Origin of the sequence: Pontibacter pamirensis (assembly GCF_010015475.1) — a bacterium.
In the GTDB taxonomy this organism is placed as follows: domain Bacteria; phylum Bacteroidota; class Bacteroidia; order Cytophagales; family Hymenobacteraceae; genus Pontibacter; species Pontibacter pamirensis.
Window position 1 is genome coordinate 1 of record NZ_SSNI01000004.1, and the last position, 15,670, is coordinate 15,670.

Below are 15,670 nucleotides of genomic sequence, written 5' to 3' on the forward strand. Positions count from 1 at the left end.
CCTGTAGCTTGGGACCTTTTTGCCCACGCTCAGATGCGGCACTATCCAGCGGTTTATGCTATCTTCGCTTATGACTTCCATCGGATTAGGTTTAGGTTGAAATGTCTTTGCAAACACTTTTACCAGCCTAATTCTTTGGAGGTTCTTTAAATTCTAAACAGCTTCTTCTTTATCATTCTATGAAACCTACATAAGTGAGCATCCTTATTACTTAACTTGTAGTTTTACTATGTTAAAAGTGCTGAGGCCAAAAGGTTCATATAAAACATGCCACTCATACTGTTGTAATTTAATTTATACTAAAGGAATGCCCCTTAACCCTGTGACAAGTAGGAGCGGATACAGTACAAGCCGCATAATCAGGAGGTAGAATACCTTTTGTATCTGGGGCAAATTTTGAATGATTCAAGGCACACAGCGGGCGTTGCAGAAGTACAGTCCTACTTCTGCAACGCCCGCTGTTAACATCAACATCAGGTATACAAGGCAAAATACATAATCCAAAACTCAAGCAAATGGGACTGGTGGAGCCTTATCTAATCCACACTGGATCATAAAATCGTTAGTAAACACCCGTCTGGTTGGCGCATCAAGCAGCAAAGCCCGGCAGCGAAGCCATTTATTTACGTTCACATCGCCGTACATGCGTCGCACGCGCTGTTCGTTCAGTATAAAATTAAGCTTACCCCAGTGTAACGTATAGGGAATGTGGTTTGCTTCCAGCCGTAGCCATACTTCTCTGAAAAAGCTCCTGGTTATATCCGCATCCACGCCATCCATTTCCAGCACACAGGATTTCTTAAATTTGGTGAAGCCAAGCAGAGCGGCTGTTCCTTTCACAAAGCGCAAGGCAATGCCGCCTGCAAAAGGGCGCTGCTTGTTCAACTCCAGAATCACCTCTATCACCCGGAAAACATCTGTCGTAGCGACTGCCAGTGCGGCACTTGCTATCTGTCCTTTAAAGCGGGTATGGCGGAATGTCTCTCCCATGGTCTTCGGTGCGGGTTGCGCTGCCCGGAGGGTGCTTTGGAAGAATCTGTTCACGAGTGGTTTTATCGTCAGCATGTTCAGGGTAGGGCCTGCAGCATCTAATACCTGTGAGATAATGCCATTGAGATCCTGGCTATAGGTGCGCCCGCTATCAGTTCGGTTTAAGACGGGTTGGTAGGTAGGAGGGCAGGGTATTTTATAAAACATCCGGATGTAAATGCCTTTCTCCCTGCTGTTCTTTTCAAAATTGTGCGGGTTAAGCGCCACCTCCAGGTGGTACAGTTTCCTAGTTGGGCTTTCTTCCGGCATTTTAACCTTCAGGTGATTGGGCAAACCGCTTTCATCAGCTAACTGGTTAAGTAGAATGCGCAGCCTTGTCATATCCTGCTCCTCTATTATTCTCTTTAGCTCCGGTGTGTAAGGGATGTTGTCGAAGCGGAACTCCTCCAGCAGAAAAATTGGCTCTGTCTGCAGCATCACGCCATGAATAATTCCGAAGCTGCCAAAGCTGATGACGGCTGCGTTGAACATATCATCATCTCTGATGAGCCTGGTGCCAAGCGCCTGAATAAAGGAATCAGAAACAACAGGAGCGGAAGCCCGTTCGAGCCACACATGCCGGTTTGGTCCGGTTACCAGGTGCAGGCCAACAATGGTGTCATGCACCGCACCGGTATAGAGGGCGCCGCCATGGGTACCTGTAGCCGTAGCGCCTGCTATCGACTGTCCGTTGCTGCCGCCTGAGGCTTTGATGCTGCGTCTGTACTGCAATTCTAATACTTCATTCAGTTCCAGGATGCTCATGCCGCACTGCACGAAAATCAAATCCTCTTTTGATTTGCCGCTTTGCAGGTAAGCCTGTGATAGGGAAGAGTTGCCCAGTCTAAAACGGAGGTTAAGCGCCTTTGTATTCAGCATGCCTCCGTTGCACATTGCTACCAGGGAGAAGGACCAGTTATTGCCCATCGCCCTAAACGGGGTATTGGTATTGATGGCGTTCCGGATAAGCCACTGCATGTTGGCCGTTGTTGCATTATAATCTTCTATCCGCGACTCATTGGAGTAAACACGGAGCGTGTAGGAAGCACCCGGCTTAAACCGGTGCTTAAAATTCTGATGCGCATTCTCCCATGGATCTTCCGGGTAAAATGGCTCTATACCTGGTGGCAGTGACGGCATATAGAACAGGATTAAATTTGTAGCACTTAGTTATCTGCACCATCTGTACCAATAGTGCCCGTGCCTCTGTTGGGTGGGGCACAGTCCCATTCCAGCCGCTGCGGCACCACAAGGCCAAGGCTCAGAAAAGAAACGGTAATGAACAAAGGATTTGTCCGCACCCTTACCCGTGTCATGTCGCTACCCGGCTGGCACCCGGCATCCCAGTTCTCCGCTGGCAGCAAACCCCATAAGTAGGACCAATGGGTGGCGCCTACGTGTGACAAGTGCCGGGCACGCTCCGGCTGATCGGACGTGTTTCTGGAAACGACGGTATCAGTAACAGCACAGGACTCCAGCAGCAGGAGTGCCAGCACTGCACAGGTCCGGAACCATGTTTTAATGGGAGATGAACTGACAGAGGATATCATGGGAAGCTGATTTTCTGGTGGTAAATCAACAGGGAACAGTATGCGGTACTTCGAAGTATAATTACGAGCAATTATAAAAATAATCTAATATAAAGATAAAAATGTTTTGTAGTAAAGAGTTGGTAACCTTGTATAAATTATTTGTCGAAGCGCTTCAGGAGCAGCGGGAAGATAAAGAGCTGACTGTAAAGGGCACCTGCAATGGCCAGGGCAGTGAGAATACCGAATAACTCCACCGTTTTAAGAGAGCCGAAAATCATCAGTGCATAGCCAAAAAACAGCACTAGGCTTGTAATGACAATAGCAGGGCCGACATGTTTCATGGTGGAGAGGCGCGCTGCGGCGGCAGGTTGGCCAATTTTGCGGCGCTGCTGGTAATGATAAATAAAGTGAATGGTATCATCCACACAGAAACTTAGCACAATTGCCGCTATACTGGCAGTAGCTGTGTCCAGGTAAATGCCCATCCAGCCCATGAAGCCCAGCATCAGGAGAATGGGGAAGAAGTTTGGTAAAAGTGAAAGAACAGCCAGTTTCAGGTTGCGGATAAACAGCCACACCAGCAGGAAAACGAGCAGCAGGGCCAGCAGCAGGCTGTTGACCTGGGAGGTAGTGACATACTGCACAATGTCGGCATACAAGGGCTGATAACCGGAGGGAGTAACGGTTGCCACTTTACCTAGTGTGGTAGAGGAGAACTGCAGGAGCGAATCCATTTTAGCATTCAGTTCGCTGGCCGATGCCATCGTGCCAAAGATAGTGATACGGCCAGTTTGAGTGGGGGCATGAATAAACTGCTCTGTTAGCTGAGGGTAATCTGTTGCAAGTTGCTTTTGCACCTGCGTTAGGTAAAACTGGCTTTGAAGCATCCGGCTGCCTTTTTCTTTATACTGCGCTTCCATACCTGCCTGGTAAAGCGAGTGAAATCCAAACACCTGCCCGACGCCTCTTAACTGTCTGGCCGAGTCTGCAAAAGACAGGGCTGCCTGTACTATCTCCTTGTCATGCAGCTGCTTTCCATCCACAGGCTGCACCAAAAGCTCCAGCGGCATGTACGGTCCCCAGGCAGCCTCCATAGCTTGGTGATCGGTTACAACAGCGTGCTCCTGCGGGAAATAACCGAGGGTATAGGTGTCGCTCTTCAACCTGAACATACCCATTATACTGGTGAGAACCAGCAGGAGGGACATCAGTGTGAAGAGGGGCTGCCGCTGTAGCACAAAAGTCAGCAAACGTGCCATTCCTGTGCTGGCAACTTTGGTTGACTGCATAGCGGGTTTGGTATGAGGGAGTATCAGAACACCCAGTACAAAAGTAAAAACCAGGCAAAGGAAAATCCCCAGCGCTGCAAAAACACCAAAGCTCTGCAGAATAGCCATTGGACTTACTGCCAAAGCCAGGAAACCTGCCATGGTGGTGAGGGAGGTAAAAAGGCAGGGCCGGAAAACATGGCTTAAAGCAGCAAGCGCAGCCTCTTTCGGATTTAAATTTTCCTGATTTATCTGGCTAAGCTGATTCCGCTCATTCAGCACATGCAGCACATCCATTATACCTAATAGGATAATGATAATAGGCAGGAGCGTTGTCATCAGGTTTAATCGAAAACCAAGGGCTCCATATATTCCCAGTGTCATGTAAGTGGCGAGGGCAACGGTGCCGAGAGCGTATACCAGCAGTAGCGGTTTCCGGTAGATGATCAGGATGAGCAGGAACATCATCAGGTAACCTAACCCTAAAAAGAATCCGAAATCCTGCTGCGAGAGCTTGTTAAGGCCTGCAAATATAACGCCCACGCCTCCTAGGTGATAGCTGTCTCCGGTAAGGTGTTGCGCTATTACCTGCTCTACGTTGTCAATTATTTCCCCTCTTCTGATATCGAAATCAGGAAGTGTTTTCAATACAATCAGGAAACGGGCAGCTTTATAGTTATCAGTGAAAAATTGCTGGCGCAGGATGGGCTGCTCTGTTAATGTCATCTTTACCTGGGCTGTGTCTGTATTGGAGGTAAGCAGCGACCGGGTAGTGGAGCCAAGGGGGCTGTACGTAGCGATGGTGGCGTTGCCAGGCCCCAACACTCCAGCCACTTCAGGTATAGTCTCCAGTTCCTCGCTCAACTTGATAAATGCGTTAAAATGCTTTTGCGAAAGCAGACTTTTTTTATCTTTGACTACCAGTATAATGACCTCATCGTTGCCGAAGCGCTCCTGGAAAGTGCGGTACGGAATCAGGGCCGGGTCATCTTCCAGAAACCAGACGGTCAGGCTGTTGTCAACCACCACAGCTGACTTTACGCCAGGCCACAACAGTAGGCAAACTACAGCGATAAGCAGTAGCAACGCATAACGAAACCTATGTAGCAGACGAAGCATAAAAGCTATATATTTACCAAATATATTCAATAACAATTGTTTATGGCAAGTAACCTGTGGGCTTATTTCAAAGAGCGATTTCCTGTCATCAACATGGCCTTGTTTGCCATTCTTTTCCTGACCGTGCATGCCGTGGCTACCTGGTTTTCGTCGGTAGCAGGGCCTTCTGCCTTTGGCTGGAAAGAGGGTTTGGGTATAGTGGCCACCATTTCATTTTTCTACCGGCTGCGGGTGTTCGACGAGATAAAAGACTACGACTTGGATGCGATAAACCATCCGCAGCGAGTGCTGCAATCGGGGCGGGTAAGTATAAAGCAACTGGTGCTTTTAGCTGTTGTTGGCGCGGTGCTGGAGTTTGCATGGGCCTGGCTGATGGGTATCCCTACGTTTGTTTGTTGGGCTTTGGCAGTGGGCTATAGCTTGCTGATGCGGTACGAATTTTTTGTGAGCGACTTCCTGAAGAAGCGGCTGGTGCTCTATGCTATCACACATATGCTCATCATGCCCCTCGTGATTCTCTGGATATGGTCTGCTTATGTGCAGAGCTACGGCCTCTCCACCACCTTTTTCATGTTGGCGATGCTGAGTTTGCTAGGCGGCTTTTCTTTTGAAATAGCCCGGAAAATACACGCGCAGGAGGCCGAGCGGGAACTGGTGGATTCCTATTCCAAGTCGATGGGGTATGTGGTGGCCATTGTGAGTGTGCTGGTTATCTTACTTCTCGGGATTGCGGTACAGAGTTACCTGCTGTGGATGCTGCAGGCCCGATTGTGGCCATATGTACTGCTGGGGGTGCTGTACATGGCTACCCTCAGCCTTTACGTTTTCTCTATCCGGAAGCCGCAGGAAAGAACACTGAAAATGGCGGAGGTTTTCGTTTCTCTTTTCATGCTGGTGAGTTACCTGTCTATCATAGTGGAGGTATATTTCAGATAAAAAGTATGCTCCTACAGAACCAGCAAGAGGCAAAGAAGTACACCATCGGCGGCAAAGCCTGCGGGCTTTTCAGGCTTAAGGATATTGGCTTTCCCGTTCCGGAATTTGCGGTGATTCCAGCCGAGGTGTTTGACAAAGCCATAAAAAATCTGCCTCCAACCGAAGCGGCAGCGGCACAACGGAAAGGGCAACTCTTGCAATTTATTCTTCCTGCTTCCACTTTATCTGCAATAGAACACTTATTGAAAAGCTGGGGCTTTCCGCAACAGCCGGTGGTTGTGCGGTCTTCCATCGCCGATGAAGACGGGCAGCAGGATGCTTTCCCCGGCATCATGGATTCCTTCCTGAACCTGACCACGCTGGAGGATGTACGCAAAGCCATATCTCTTTGCACCGCCAGCGCTTACTCCGACAGGGCTCTTGCTTACCGCAAAATGAAAGGCTTAACGTTTGAAGCCAGGCCCGCTGTTATCTTGCAGCGGCAGGTGCAGCCCGTTGCTAGCGGAGTCATGTTCACCACCTTTCCGGAGTATCCGCAGGAACTGGCTATACATGCCACCTGGGGCTTTGGGGAGGGATTGGTGCAGGGAGCTGTGGATGCAGATGAATTTTATTTCTTGAAAAGCACAGGTATTGTGCATCGGAGCGTACTAGCTCAGAAAGAGGCGCACTTCATCACAGAGGAGGCCGTTGGTCTGCAAACGGCAAACGTAGCGGAAGAGCGGCAAACTGCAGCATGCCTTACGGCTTCGCAGCTACAGGAGCTCTATGCCATCGGAACGCATGTAGAAAAAGCTTTTGCTTATCCGCAGGATATAGAATTTGTGGTTAGCGAAAACGCTGTTTTTATCGTGCAGGCGCGGCCTGTTACGCAAGCTATACCCGAAGTTGTGGTATACGACAATTCTAACATACAGGAAAGCTACTGCGGCGTAACCACTCCGCTTACCTTTAGCTTTGCCAGCCGCGCCTATGCCACCGTTTACCGGCAGACGATGCAGGTGCTGGGCTTACCCGGAAAAACCATTCAGGCGCAGGAGCAGGTGGTGACGCAGTTGTTAGGGCTGGTAAAAGGAAGAATCTACTACAACATCAACAACTGGTACAGAGGGCTGCATCTGCTCCCGTCGTTCAAACAGAACAAAGCCGACATGGAGCGGATGATGGGCCTGGAAGAGCCAGTAGATTTTGTGGAGGATAGGGAGAAGACGCTACTGGAAAAAATAAAGCTGTTGCCCGGCCTGGTCATCAACCTCTCCCGTTTGCTCTGGGCCTTCAGCAGGTTACATGCCGCTGTACCCGCTTTTCATGCCCATTTTCAGAAACACTACAGCCACTTTTACCAGCAGCATCTAAATCAGCTGAGTCCTGAAGAACTGCTAAACCTGAAAAAGCAGCTGGACAGGGAACTGCTGCAAAACTGGACGACTCCCATCATCAATGATTTTTATGTGATGATGATGAATGGCAGGGTGGCCCGCAAGCTGAAGAAAGCAGGCGTTCAGGACACAGATGAGTTCCTGAGCCGCTACCTCTCCGGAGACCACCAGATAGAAAGCACGCAGCCCACCCGTGCCATGCAGGTTTTAGCTCACCAAGCCTGGCCACTGGAAGAACTTAGAGCTTTGATTCTTGCTTTACCCGACAACATCCATCAGCAGGTGCTGGAAAAGTTTTCCGCTTTTCATGCGCAGGCAGAAGCTTTTATCTCCCAATACGGCGACCGCACGGTGGGTGAACTGAAACTGGAAACCCAGACCATGCGCCTGCAGCCCCTCATCTTTTACAAGTACCTGCGCAATTACCTAGTATCTGATGCAGCGCCTGCACCTGTGCAGGAGAGCAATACCAGCTTAAAAATTGAAGCCGAAGTAGAATTGCAGCATCTGTTGAGGAGTAGGGGAAAACTCTTCCGGCGAAGCGTAAGAAACAGCCTTCAGAAACTGCAACAGGCAATCCGCTACCGCGAATCTTTGCGGTTAGAGCGCACGCGTCTGTTCGGGATGTACAGGGCGCTCTACCTGCGCATGGGCACTTACCTGCAGGAACAGGGAATTTTGGCAGCAGCCAGAGATGTTTTTTACCTGGAAGAGCAGGAGATAGAGCAGGCTTTATGTGGTATTGCTACAGCAGGTTTAGCTGGTAAAGTGCAGCGCAGGAACATGGAGCTTAATCTTTACAGAAAGGAGGAGGTGCCGGCCCGGGTGGTGGTGCCAAGTCCGCCTGTTGAAACTCGTTTAGCCCAAACTGAGGAGGCGGGCATGCTGCGGGGCACAGGCTGCTTCCAGGGTGTGGTGACGGGAGAGGTGCTGGTTATTACAGAGCCGGGGGGAGACCTGAATGTGTCCGGGAAAATTATCTGCGCGCTTCGCACTGACCCGGGCTGGGCAGCACTTTTTCCTACCTGCCTGGGTGCATTGATAGAGAAAGGATCTTCGCTTTCGCACTCCGTTATTCTGTTGCGGGAACTGGGCATACCCACGATCATCAACGTTCCCGGGCTAACAAAGCGCCTGAAGTCTGGGGAGCAGGTGCTGATGAATGGCAGCACAGGAGAAATACAAGTTGTGTAGTATGCTGGAACGTTTCCATTATACCGGCACCTTGCCGGAGTCTTTTTTTACACTGGTACCTCCACGCTATGCAAAGCTCCCTTATAAGCAGCAAGAGGATACCGCTGCAGTTCAGAGGCTTTTCGAGTTGGAGTCAGAGCGAAATGAAATTATCCTGTACACAGACCACCAGCAACTACGGCTGGTGGGAATTTTTCCGCATGATGGGAGAGAGGCGCATTTCGGTTTTTGGGAAACAACAGACAACCTGCCCCTGAACAAGCAGGCATTTGCTTTACTCCAAGCGGATGTTGCCGAAAGAGATAGAATAAACATTACAGGACCTCTTGATTTCAATACTTTTCAGCGGTACCGGTTGCGCTTGGGAGAGGCGCCCTCTTGGGGTGCTTTTGATAGGGAGCCTGTCAACCCAAGCTATTATGGTGCGATACTGGCGCAACTGGGTTATGAGCAAAAAAGCACCTTCGAGAGCAGGCGCATTTGCAAAGAGGATATACCTGCTGTTTACTCTGATAAGAAGCTGTTCCTGGATGAGCTGAAGAAAATACCTTACGACTTTGTGCCACTAACTCCCGAGGTATGGCAGCAATATGCAACCGAGATCTTTGAACTAGTACATCATGTCTTTGGGAGCAACCCAGCCTATAAGCCAGTTTCCAGGGAGCAGTTTAACATGCTGTATAATGATAAATTTGCTCAGAAACTTTGCCCGCGTTCCTCTGTCCTGTTCCGGCACAAAGCGTCCGGCAGGTTTGCGGCCATGAGCTTTTGCCACCCGAATTACCAGCCCCTGCGTTTACCTGCCTCCGTATCGCCTTCCTTTGCACAGGATTATCCGAGGCTGAAGCATAAAGTGCTGCTGGCCAAATCAGTGGGCGTGCACCCTGATTTTCGAGGGCAGGGACTGATGAATTACCTGGGGGCCTATGGCATGCTCTGCTTTCAGGAGCTATACGAAGAGGTGATTTTCTGCCTCATGCGCTCCGACAACTACTCCACCCACTTTACCGATATGCTCCCTTACGAGTTGGCCAGGTATGCTTTGTTTGAAAAACGCGTGAGTGCCTGACCCTGCTCAAGTGTATTGAAAAAGCTGTTCACCACACGTGGCAGGAAAGGGTAGGGGCTCACGGAATGCGCCATCATGTACATGCCTAGGCGGTGGAGGCCGAAGTCGTAAGCGGATAGGTAAAAGCCTTTGCGGAACTGTTCCTGGTCCTCGAACAGTCCAGTGAGTTGGTGCAGTTCTTTTCTGTAAAACTCCAGGTACTCCTCCCGCAATAGATATTTCTCTTCATCCAGCACAAAGCAAAGTAACTCCAGCACATCATACTGCGGCACGTGCCAGGTCGAAAGCTCCCAGTCGTAGACACAAAACTCCAGTTTTTCCCCCTGCCGCTTAAAACAGGTGTTGCGCGGGTTCAGGTCGTTGTGCACGAACGTCATGGGCATCCGCTCCAGTTCCTGCCAGTAAGCCGGTATTTGTTCGATGGCTTCCTGCAGGAGCGCCACACGGGCTGGCGTATAAAGCGCAGGATACCGCCCGGCAGCGTTTTGCAGCAGCACCTGCCACAGCGGACTGAGTTCCTGCATATAGGCTTTGGAGGGCGCGTCCGGCCAAAAGATTTTGTCAATGGGAAGTTCTTTGTTTATATGCGTTGCGTGCCAGGCGGCTATACTTTTAAGTGCTGTCCGGATGTGGGTATCCGTCCACTGCTCTGGTGCCATCACAGTATTCAGAAGCTCCACCTCTTCCAGGTACTCCATCAAAATGAGGTAATTACCGTTGCCTGGTTCAGCATGCAGGCCATAGATTTCTGGCATTAGTGGATGCATCAGCTTTCCGTAAACTTCCAGTTCGCGCATGTGCGTATGCTGGAAACCAGTCAGTGCTTTATAGCGGTCATACACTTCAGCCAGGTCTCCGCTACATGCCTGCGCTAGGTTGTTCAGCATGGCTACAATCTCATCGCCATGCGGCTTCACTTTCAGCACCATGTGGCGCTTCTCCGTTTTTCCACCCGCCTCGTAGCTTACTTCCAGCCCATAGTGGCCGATGCGTTTATCTGTGTTGCCTGCTGTGAGCACCACCAGTATACTGGCGGAGTTATCTACCGGAAGCGGCGTCACTTGCTGCACTTTTATATGCTGTTCAGGCGCATGCTCCCGCATCAGCATCTGAATGAAAGGCGCGGTAAAATAAACTGACTCCATAGTAGTGCTGGGTTAAAGTGAAGATATAAGGAACATAATCTTGCTGCTATCATGTAAGTTAAGCCTCTCAGTGTAGATTCCGCAGCCTATGCACTACAAGAAGCACTTGTCTCTGAACACACATTGGCCTGCACCCGCACGTTACGGAAGTAGAAACAGGCATCTGTTTTGGAAAGGGCTGCTGAAAGAGGCGCGTTCAGCCAATTATCAGCGGCTATACCGGCACCTTGCTCCTGTAGCAGATTCCAGAAAATCATGCGTAGGTTTCTGACCGGGTCAGCGAACAGCCGCTGGTATACCTGTTCGAATTCCTCATGGCTGGTGTACTCAAAAATGTTAGACAAACTGGCCTTGTTTATATGCTTGCCCTCCTGTGACAAAAGATAATCTATGGCCTCTGCGTTCACCACCTTCAGCTTGTGCAGCTGTTCCTGTAGCAGCGTAAAGTTCTGCTCCTGGTAGCAGGGCGGCAAGAGCTCTGGGGGTATACCAACAGCGCCGAAAAAGAAGAACCTGAAAAAGAAGTTATCCCTCACCAGAACAGAGGCTACCTGTGCGAGCAGCCGCTGATAAAAGGCAGCGCCGCCTGATTCTGCCGCATACTTAAACAGCTTCGGGTCGCGCCCCTTGCTCAGGTTGGCTTCATCAAAATAAAAAGTAAACTGCTTCTGGAAAGGTGTGCTGTGCAACTCTTTTAAAAAGAAGCGATGCTGTGCCTCCACATCATTGAATGTTATGAGCTGCTTCAGTTTCTCCTGCAGGCTGCTGTTTAAGGTGCCATAAAAGCCATTTAAATAGGTTTCCAGTTTTCCTGCTGCCATCAGCCCGTTAGGGTGGCTTTGAAAGAATGGAGACCAGTACCTGCGCATATCCTCTGGTAAGGTAGCCTGACTTTGATGCCAGGCTAGCGTCACCTTCTCAGGCCCATCCAGCCCAAGTAGCGCCCGGAAAGTAACGTAGTCGTAATTCAGGATGAGTTGCTTTTTGAGTAGCAGCAGCTTGTTCTGTACCGGGTTCAGGTCGATGGCTGTTACGCTGGCGGGAGCTTTTAGAAGGGCATTCAGCACATTGCAGCCCGCCGAGGTGATGACCAGCACCTGGTCATCAGGCTGTAACTCCAAGCCTTTGTACAGGGTGTTGCTGTCTTCCCAAACCAGGGAATAGCGAATCCTGTCCAGCGCCACATTGTAAAACTCCGAGTGCATTTATTTTAAATTTGAGTAAAGTATCTTTGAATGATGGCGTGCATCCACAGGTAACTGCTCCCTGAAGAGAACCCGATGTACAATCTGAGCGGGAAAATACTGCTGCAGCGCCTGCCTTATTTCAATTTCCTTTGCTGGGCCTTCTATATACACATCAAACCCTTCTGCTGTAGCTTGTGCCGCAGCCCTGGCTATACCCGGCTGGTGCCGCAGCACATGCTCCACCTGGTAATGCTGCACGCCGCTGTGCAGCTGCTCGTTTCCCTTCCGGCCTGTGAGGAAGAGGACGTTCTTTTCATCCACGTATCCGAAATCACCTGTGCTCAACCAGCCTTCTGTACCGGATGTGGCCACGTGTGCACCCTGCACTTTTATTTCACCCACACTATGTGCAGTGCCGTCAGGCAACACTACATCCCCAATGGCTTCTATTTTATATGTCAGTGAAGGGTATACTGCCCCAACAGCATATCCTTTGTGAGGAGCCTCTTTCTGAGAACCCACTTTCCTGACAGCGATGGGTTCTGCTTCTGAGGACCCATATATGATATAAACCGTTGCCTTTGGGAAAAATTCTTTTAAGTCATGCGCCAGCCTCTCCGTGATTGGAGAGCCCCCCATCCCGATGGCCTGCACCTGGGACATTACATCGGGATGTTGCTGCAGGTAAGCATACAGCTTCCTAAAATAATATAAATTTCCGGTTAAGGTATCTATTTGCTGCTGTTTTATTTGCGCCACAATACGCGCTGGTTTCAGTTGTGTTAGGTCAGCCCAGGGCAGGTCCGGCAACACGCTGGTGATACCCAAAGACAGGTTGTGAAGCAGGATGTTCGGGAAAAGGGGGAAGTCGCGTTGTGCCGGCAAGGGCGGGAATATGGCTTTCAATACCGTGTGCTGTGCCTGCAGCACACGGTGGCTCCTGTAAATTTGCTTTGACTTGCCCGTAGAACCAGAACTATGCGAGACAAGGGCAGGCTGATTTGGAGAAACAGGTTCTGGTGGTAACCATAAGGCCGCTTTATCTGCTGATTGCTTGTGTATAAAGAGTAGTTTTATGTCCAGCACTTTTCCCAACAACCTGAACAGGAAAGAAGGTTTATCAGCTAGCAGCACGACTTTAATGTTGCTCCTGTGCAACAGCTTGAGAAGCGCGGCTTTTGAAAACTTGGCAGGCGGTAAGACGGGAGCGGCCCCTGTGGCCATTACCGCCAGTAAGGAACAAATCAGGTTGAACCCAACGGGCATCGCTAACAGCACCTTTTGCCCATTCTGTACGGGCAGCGCTTCCAAAGCCTGCCTGATAGCAGCAATCTTTAAATTTATGTCTTTGCCTGTGTATGAAACGGAGGCGAGGTCTTTTCCGCCCGTTGGCCAGACGATGAGCTCCCGATCCTGGTAAGTATGACGGGACGCATACATGTTTTCAAAAAAGTTGTGCGTCATGGGCGGTGCAGGTTCTGTTATCTTAAGGCTGTTTCCGAAACAAAAGATAAGAAAATATATGGAAAGCCTGCGCCTCCGGCAGTTGTGCTTTTTGTGCTGATGCTGCTATTCGAAAGATATTTATTGGTGATATGACAAAGCTGCTAAAATGAAGTAAACCTTACCTCAATATAGGAACAGGCTGTTTGTTTTCATCAATAGCAACAAAGGTAAATTGACCACTGATGGCATTCTCTCTATGGTCAGAATACATCTGTTCTATATCGATAACCACTCGAACCTTGATGCTGGTATTACCAACTTTGGTCACAGTACCGATAAGCTCGATGATGGTACCTGCTGGGATTGGCTTGTTAAAGTCAATTTTGTCGCTGCTGACAGTTACCATGCGCTGCCGGCTGAAACGGGTGGCGGTAATGAAAGCCACTTCTTCCATCAGCTGCATGGCAGCGCCTCCAAAAAGGGTGTCGTAGTGGTTGGTGGTGTTTGGAAACACGGCTTTGAAGATGCGTGTTTCTGATTTTCTGATGCGGTCTATTAAGGTCATTTATCTTTTTAACTGTGGGAAAACACACGAGAGTCTATGGCTTTAAGAGCATGTTTAAAATTCATCCTTTGCGCTGCAAGCCGCCCCTAAAGGAACATGATTTCATAGTTTTCTCGCTCCATAGCGCTGCTATGAAGCTCCAAAACCGTTTCGACAGAACCCTTTATGGTCAATTTTCGCTTACAAAAACAAAATTTAAACATGCTCTAATGTCAAACAGCCAATCCAAAGTATAAGTTAAGCGGTCTCTAAACTGCGCAGGTGCCTCATGTATAAAGCGGCACACGCCAGGGCATCACTTAGGGCATCGTGGTGGTTCAGTTGTATTCGGTATTCCTGGCATAGCTGCGCAAGGCCTTTCTTGAAGATTTTGTAAGTACACTGCTGCTCGTAAGTCGGCTGTTGCACCTTATAATAATCAAGGGTATGGCGCAGGCAGCTGAAGTCGAAGGCACCGTTGTGAGCGACTACAGTCTGGTGCTCGATGTAAGGTTTTATCTGTTGCCACACTTTGTCGAAGGTGGGGGCGGTGCAGGTGTCGGCTGCTGAAATGCCGTGTATCTCTGTGTTGCGATAGAAGTAGAAATTGTCAGGCGGGCACACCAGTTTGTTTAGCCTTTGAGATATCTGCCCGTTCTCCACCCGGACTAATCCAATCTGGCATATGCTCCAGCGCTTGCCTTGCGCGGTTTCAAAATCAATGGCGGTAAAAGAGTGACTCATGAGGGGGTGCTAATGGTTTGTATCCGGCAAGATAGGCAGCACCTGCCTGAATATCAAAGGCAGGTACCGGGGATGTGGTAGAGGGTTGCACCAAAATGGCCTCACGGTACATACCGCGAGGCCATTTCAGCTCTCAATGCAAACTATAGTATTAGAAATTGTAGCGTACGCCTATACCGCTTTGGCCATGTATCCAACCTGGAGCATCAAATACTTCAATGAAAGCATTTGCATCCAGGAAAATAGAAAAAGGCACTTCATCAAAAGTATACTCCAGCCCTATAACACCATCCACTCCCAGGTCAAGATCTGTAAAGCTTTCATAGTATTCATCGTCATCATACTTGTACCTGTAATGCACGTTGGTGAAACGTACCTGCGGACCAACTCCATAATAGAACTGTAGTCCGTTGGCACCTGTAATATCATGGTGTTTCAGCCAATGCACCTGTAGGGCGGTTGTAGGCCCGGCATTGTGGCCTTTGTAGTCATATAGTTTTCTGTTGTCGAAACCGTCGTAACGGTAGAAGCGGTCATCGTAGCGGTAGCCCCAACGATAAGATCTGCCCAGGGTTATCTCCCAGGCGGTGTTTCCGCTATACTTTTTGAAAGTGATGCCTGCAGGGTCGCCAAAGCGGAGGCCGATACCAATATTCTTACTTGAAGAGGAAGAGGTGGAACGGCTGGAAGTATTGTTGTTTCTGCCTTTCGAGCCGGAATTAGAAGAAGCGTTTCTAACGTTGCTGTTACCGCTGTTGCTATTCCGGTTCTGCTCTTTATCCTCTGTTACCAGTTCAGAAGCAACATAGCCTGTTTGCCCGCTGTAGGACACTTTCACCCATTTACTGTTGGTGCGTTCAATTAGCTTAACGTTGGAGCCTTGGGGTATTTTAGCAATTACCGGCTGTTCGGTGCCGGGGCCTTTCCTGATGTTCGCTCCGGAAGAAGCGCTGATGCGATAATCTTGTGCCTGTGCAGCTACAAAAAAGAGCATGCAGACCAGCATAGTAAATAAGTACTTGTAGAAAATTTTCATGTATCTGTTGTTTATATAGCAAACATAATATGTTTGTAAATA

The 15,670-nt window shown here is 49.5% G+C and carries 12 protein-coding genes; 3 read left to right on the forward strand and 9 right to left on the reverse strand.

Going from position 1 to position 15,670, the window contains the following annotated elements:
* Positions 1-507: 507 nt before the first annotated feature.
* The 3 genes from E1919_RS05160 to E1919_RS05170 form a co-directional block, all read right to left on the reverse strand.
* On the reverse strand, positions 508-2,169 hold the full coding sequence (locus tag E1919_RS05160; protein WP_162052297.1) for an FAD-binding protein: 1,662 nt from the start codon (positions 2,167-2,169) through the stop codon (positions 508-510).
* Between the two features lie 26 nt (positions 2,170-2,195).
* The gene (locus E1919_RS05165; protein WP_162052298.1) at positions 2,196-2,579 is read right to left on the reverse strand and encodes a hypothetical protein; all 384 of its coding nucleotides are present in this window, start codon (positions 2,577-2,579) and stop codon (positions 2,196-2,198) included.
* 137 nt (positions 2,580-2,716) lie between these two features.
* The gene (locus E1919_RS05170; RefSeq protein ID WP_237144025.1) at positions 2,717-4,855 is read right to left on the reverse strand and encodes an efflux RND transporter permease subunit; all 2,139 of its coding nucleotides are present in this window, start codon (positions 4,853-4,855) and stop codon (positions 2,717-2,719) included.
* 135 nt (positions 4,856-4,990) lie between these two features.
* Here E1919_RS05170 and E1919_RS05175 point away from each other — a divergent pair, with 135 nt between their 5' ends.
* Genes E1919_RS05175 through E1919_RS05185 form a run of 3 tightly spaced genes read left to right on the forward strand, consistent with a single transcriptional unit; the run spans position 4,991 to position 9,526 of the window.
* Positions 4,991-5,884 carry a UbiA family prenyltransferase gene (locus E1919_RS05175; RefSeq protein WP_162052300.1) on the forward strand — a complete coding sequence of 298 codons (894 nt, stop codon included), beginning with the start codon at positions 4,991-4,993 and terminating at the stop codon, positions 5,882-5,884.
* Between the two features lie 5 nt (positions 5,885-5,889).
* The gene (locus E1919_RS05180; RefSeq protein WP_162052301.1) at positions 5,890-8,457 is read left to right on the forward strand and encodes a PEP/pyruvate-binding domain-containing protein; all 2,568 of its coding nucleotides are present in this window, start codon (positions 5,890-5,892) and stop codon (positions 8,455-8,457) included.
* Position 8,458: 1 nt separating this feature from the next.
* Positions 8,459-9,526 (forward strand): hypothetical protein, encoded by a 1,068-nt coding sequence (locus E1919_RS05185; protein WP_162052302.1) that lies wholly within the window; start codon positions 8,459-8,461, stop codon positions 9,524-9,526.
* On the opposite strand, the gene E1919_RS05190 is transcribed toward E1919_RS05185, so the two are convergent.
* From E1919_RS05190 to E1919_RS05215, 6 genes are all read right to left on the reverse strand, one after another.
* Positions 9,478-10,671 (reverse strand): aminoglycoside phosphotransferase family protein, encoded by a 1,194-nt coding sequence (locus tag E1919_RS05190; RefSeq protein WP_162052303.1) that lies wholly within the window; start codon positions 10,669-10,671, stop codon positions 9,478-9,480. The genes E1919_RS05185 and E1919_RS05190 overlap by 49 nt on opposite strands.
* 86 nt (positions 10,672-10,757) lie before the next feature.
* Positions 10,758-11,876, reverse strand: a complete 1,119-nt coding sequence (locus tag E1919_RS05195) for a DUF3419 family protein (protein ID WP_162052304.1) — start codon at positions 11,874-11,876, stop codon at positions 10,758-10,760.
* Entirely contained in the window at positions 11,877-13,322 is a 1,446-nt protein-coding gene (locus tag E1919_RS05200) for an AMP-binding protein (protein WP_162052305.1), read from the reverse strand.
* A gap of 160 nt (positions 13,323-13,482) precedes the next feature.
* A complete protein-coding gene (locus tag E1919_RS05205) occupies positions 13,483-13,869 on the reverse strand; it encodes an acyl-CoA thioesterase (protein WP_162052306.1) in 387 nt (128 codons plus the stop codon).
* Between the two features lie 237 nt (positions 13,870-14,106).
* Positions 14,107-14,592: a 3'-5' exonuclease gene (locus tag E1919_RS05210; RefSeq protein ID WP_162052307.1), complete on the reverse strand. Its 486-nt coding sequence runs from the start codon at positions 14,590-14,592 to the stop codon at positions 14,107-14,109.
* 151 nt (positions 14,593-14,743) lie between these two features.
* Positions 14,744-15,628 carry an SH3 domain-containing protein gene (locus E1919_RS05215; protein WP_162052308.1) on the reverse strand — a complete coding sequence of 295 codons (885 nt, stop codon included), beginning with the start codon at positions 15,626-15,628 and terminating at the stop codon, positions 14,744-14,746.
* Positions 15,629-15,670 lie beyond the last annotated feature (42 nt).

What these genes read in the sequence shown, in the direction of transcription:
- E1919_RS05190 (WP_162052303.1), bottom strand. Translation starts at nt 10,671, where the DNA reads ATGGAGTCAGTTTATTTTACCGCGCCTTTCATTCAGATGCTGATGCGG.
- E1919_RS05185 (WP_162052302.1), top strand. Translation starts at nt 8,459, where the DNA reads ATGCTGGAACGTTTCCATTATACCGGCACCTTGCCGGAGTCTTTTTTT.
- E1919_RS05160 (WP_162052297.1), bottom strand. Translation starts at nt 2,169, where the DNA reads ATGCCGTCACTGCCACCAGGTATAGAGCCATTTTACCCGGAAGATCCA.
- E1919_RS05175 (WP_162052300.1), top strand. Translation starts at nt 4,991, where the DNA reads ATGGCAAGTAACCTGTGGGCTTATTTCAAAGAGCGATTTCCTGTCATC.
- E1919_RS05215 (WP_162052308.1), bottom strand. Translation starts at nt 15,628, where the DNA reads ATGAAAATTTTCTACAAGTACTTATTTACTATGCTGGTCTGCATGCTC.
- E1919_RS05200 (WP_162052305.1), bottom strand. Translation starts at nt 13,322, where the DNA reads ATGACGCACAACTTTTTTGAAAACATGTATGCGTCCCGTCATACTTAC.
- E1919_RS05165 (WP_162052298.1), bottom strand. Translation starts at nt 2,579, where the DNA reads ATGATATCCTCTGTCAGTTCATCTCCCATTAAAACATGGTTCCGGACC.
- E1919_RS05210 (WP_162052307.1), bottom strand. Translation starts at nt 14,592, where the DNA reads ATGAGTCACTCTTTTACCGCCATTGATTTTGAAACCGCGCAAGGCAAG.
- E1919_RS05180 (WP_162052301.1), top strand. Translation starts at nt 5,890, where the DNA reads ATGCTCCTACAGAACCAGCAAGAGGCAAAGAAGTACACCATCGGCGGC.
- E1919_RS05205 (WP_162052306.1), bottom strand. Translation starts at nt 13,869, where the DNA reads ATGACCTTAATAGACCGCATCAGAAAATCAGAAACACGCATCTTCAAA.
- E1919_RS05195 (WP_162052304.1), bottom strand. Translation starts at nt 11,876, where the DNA reads ATGCACTCGGAGTTTTACAATGTGGCGCTGGACAGGATTCGCTATTCC.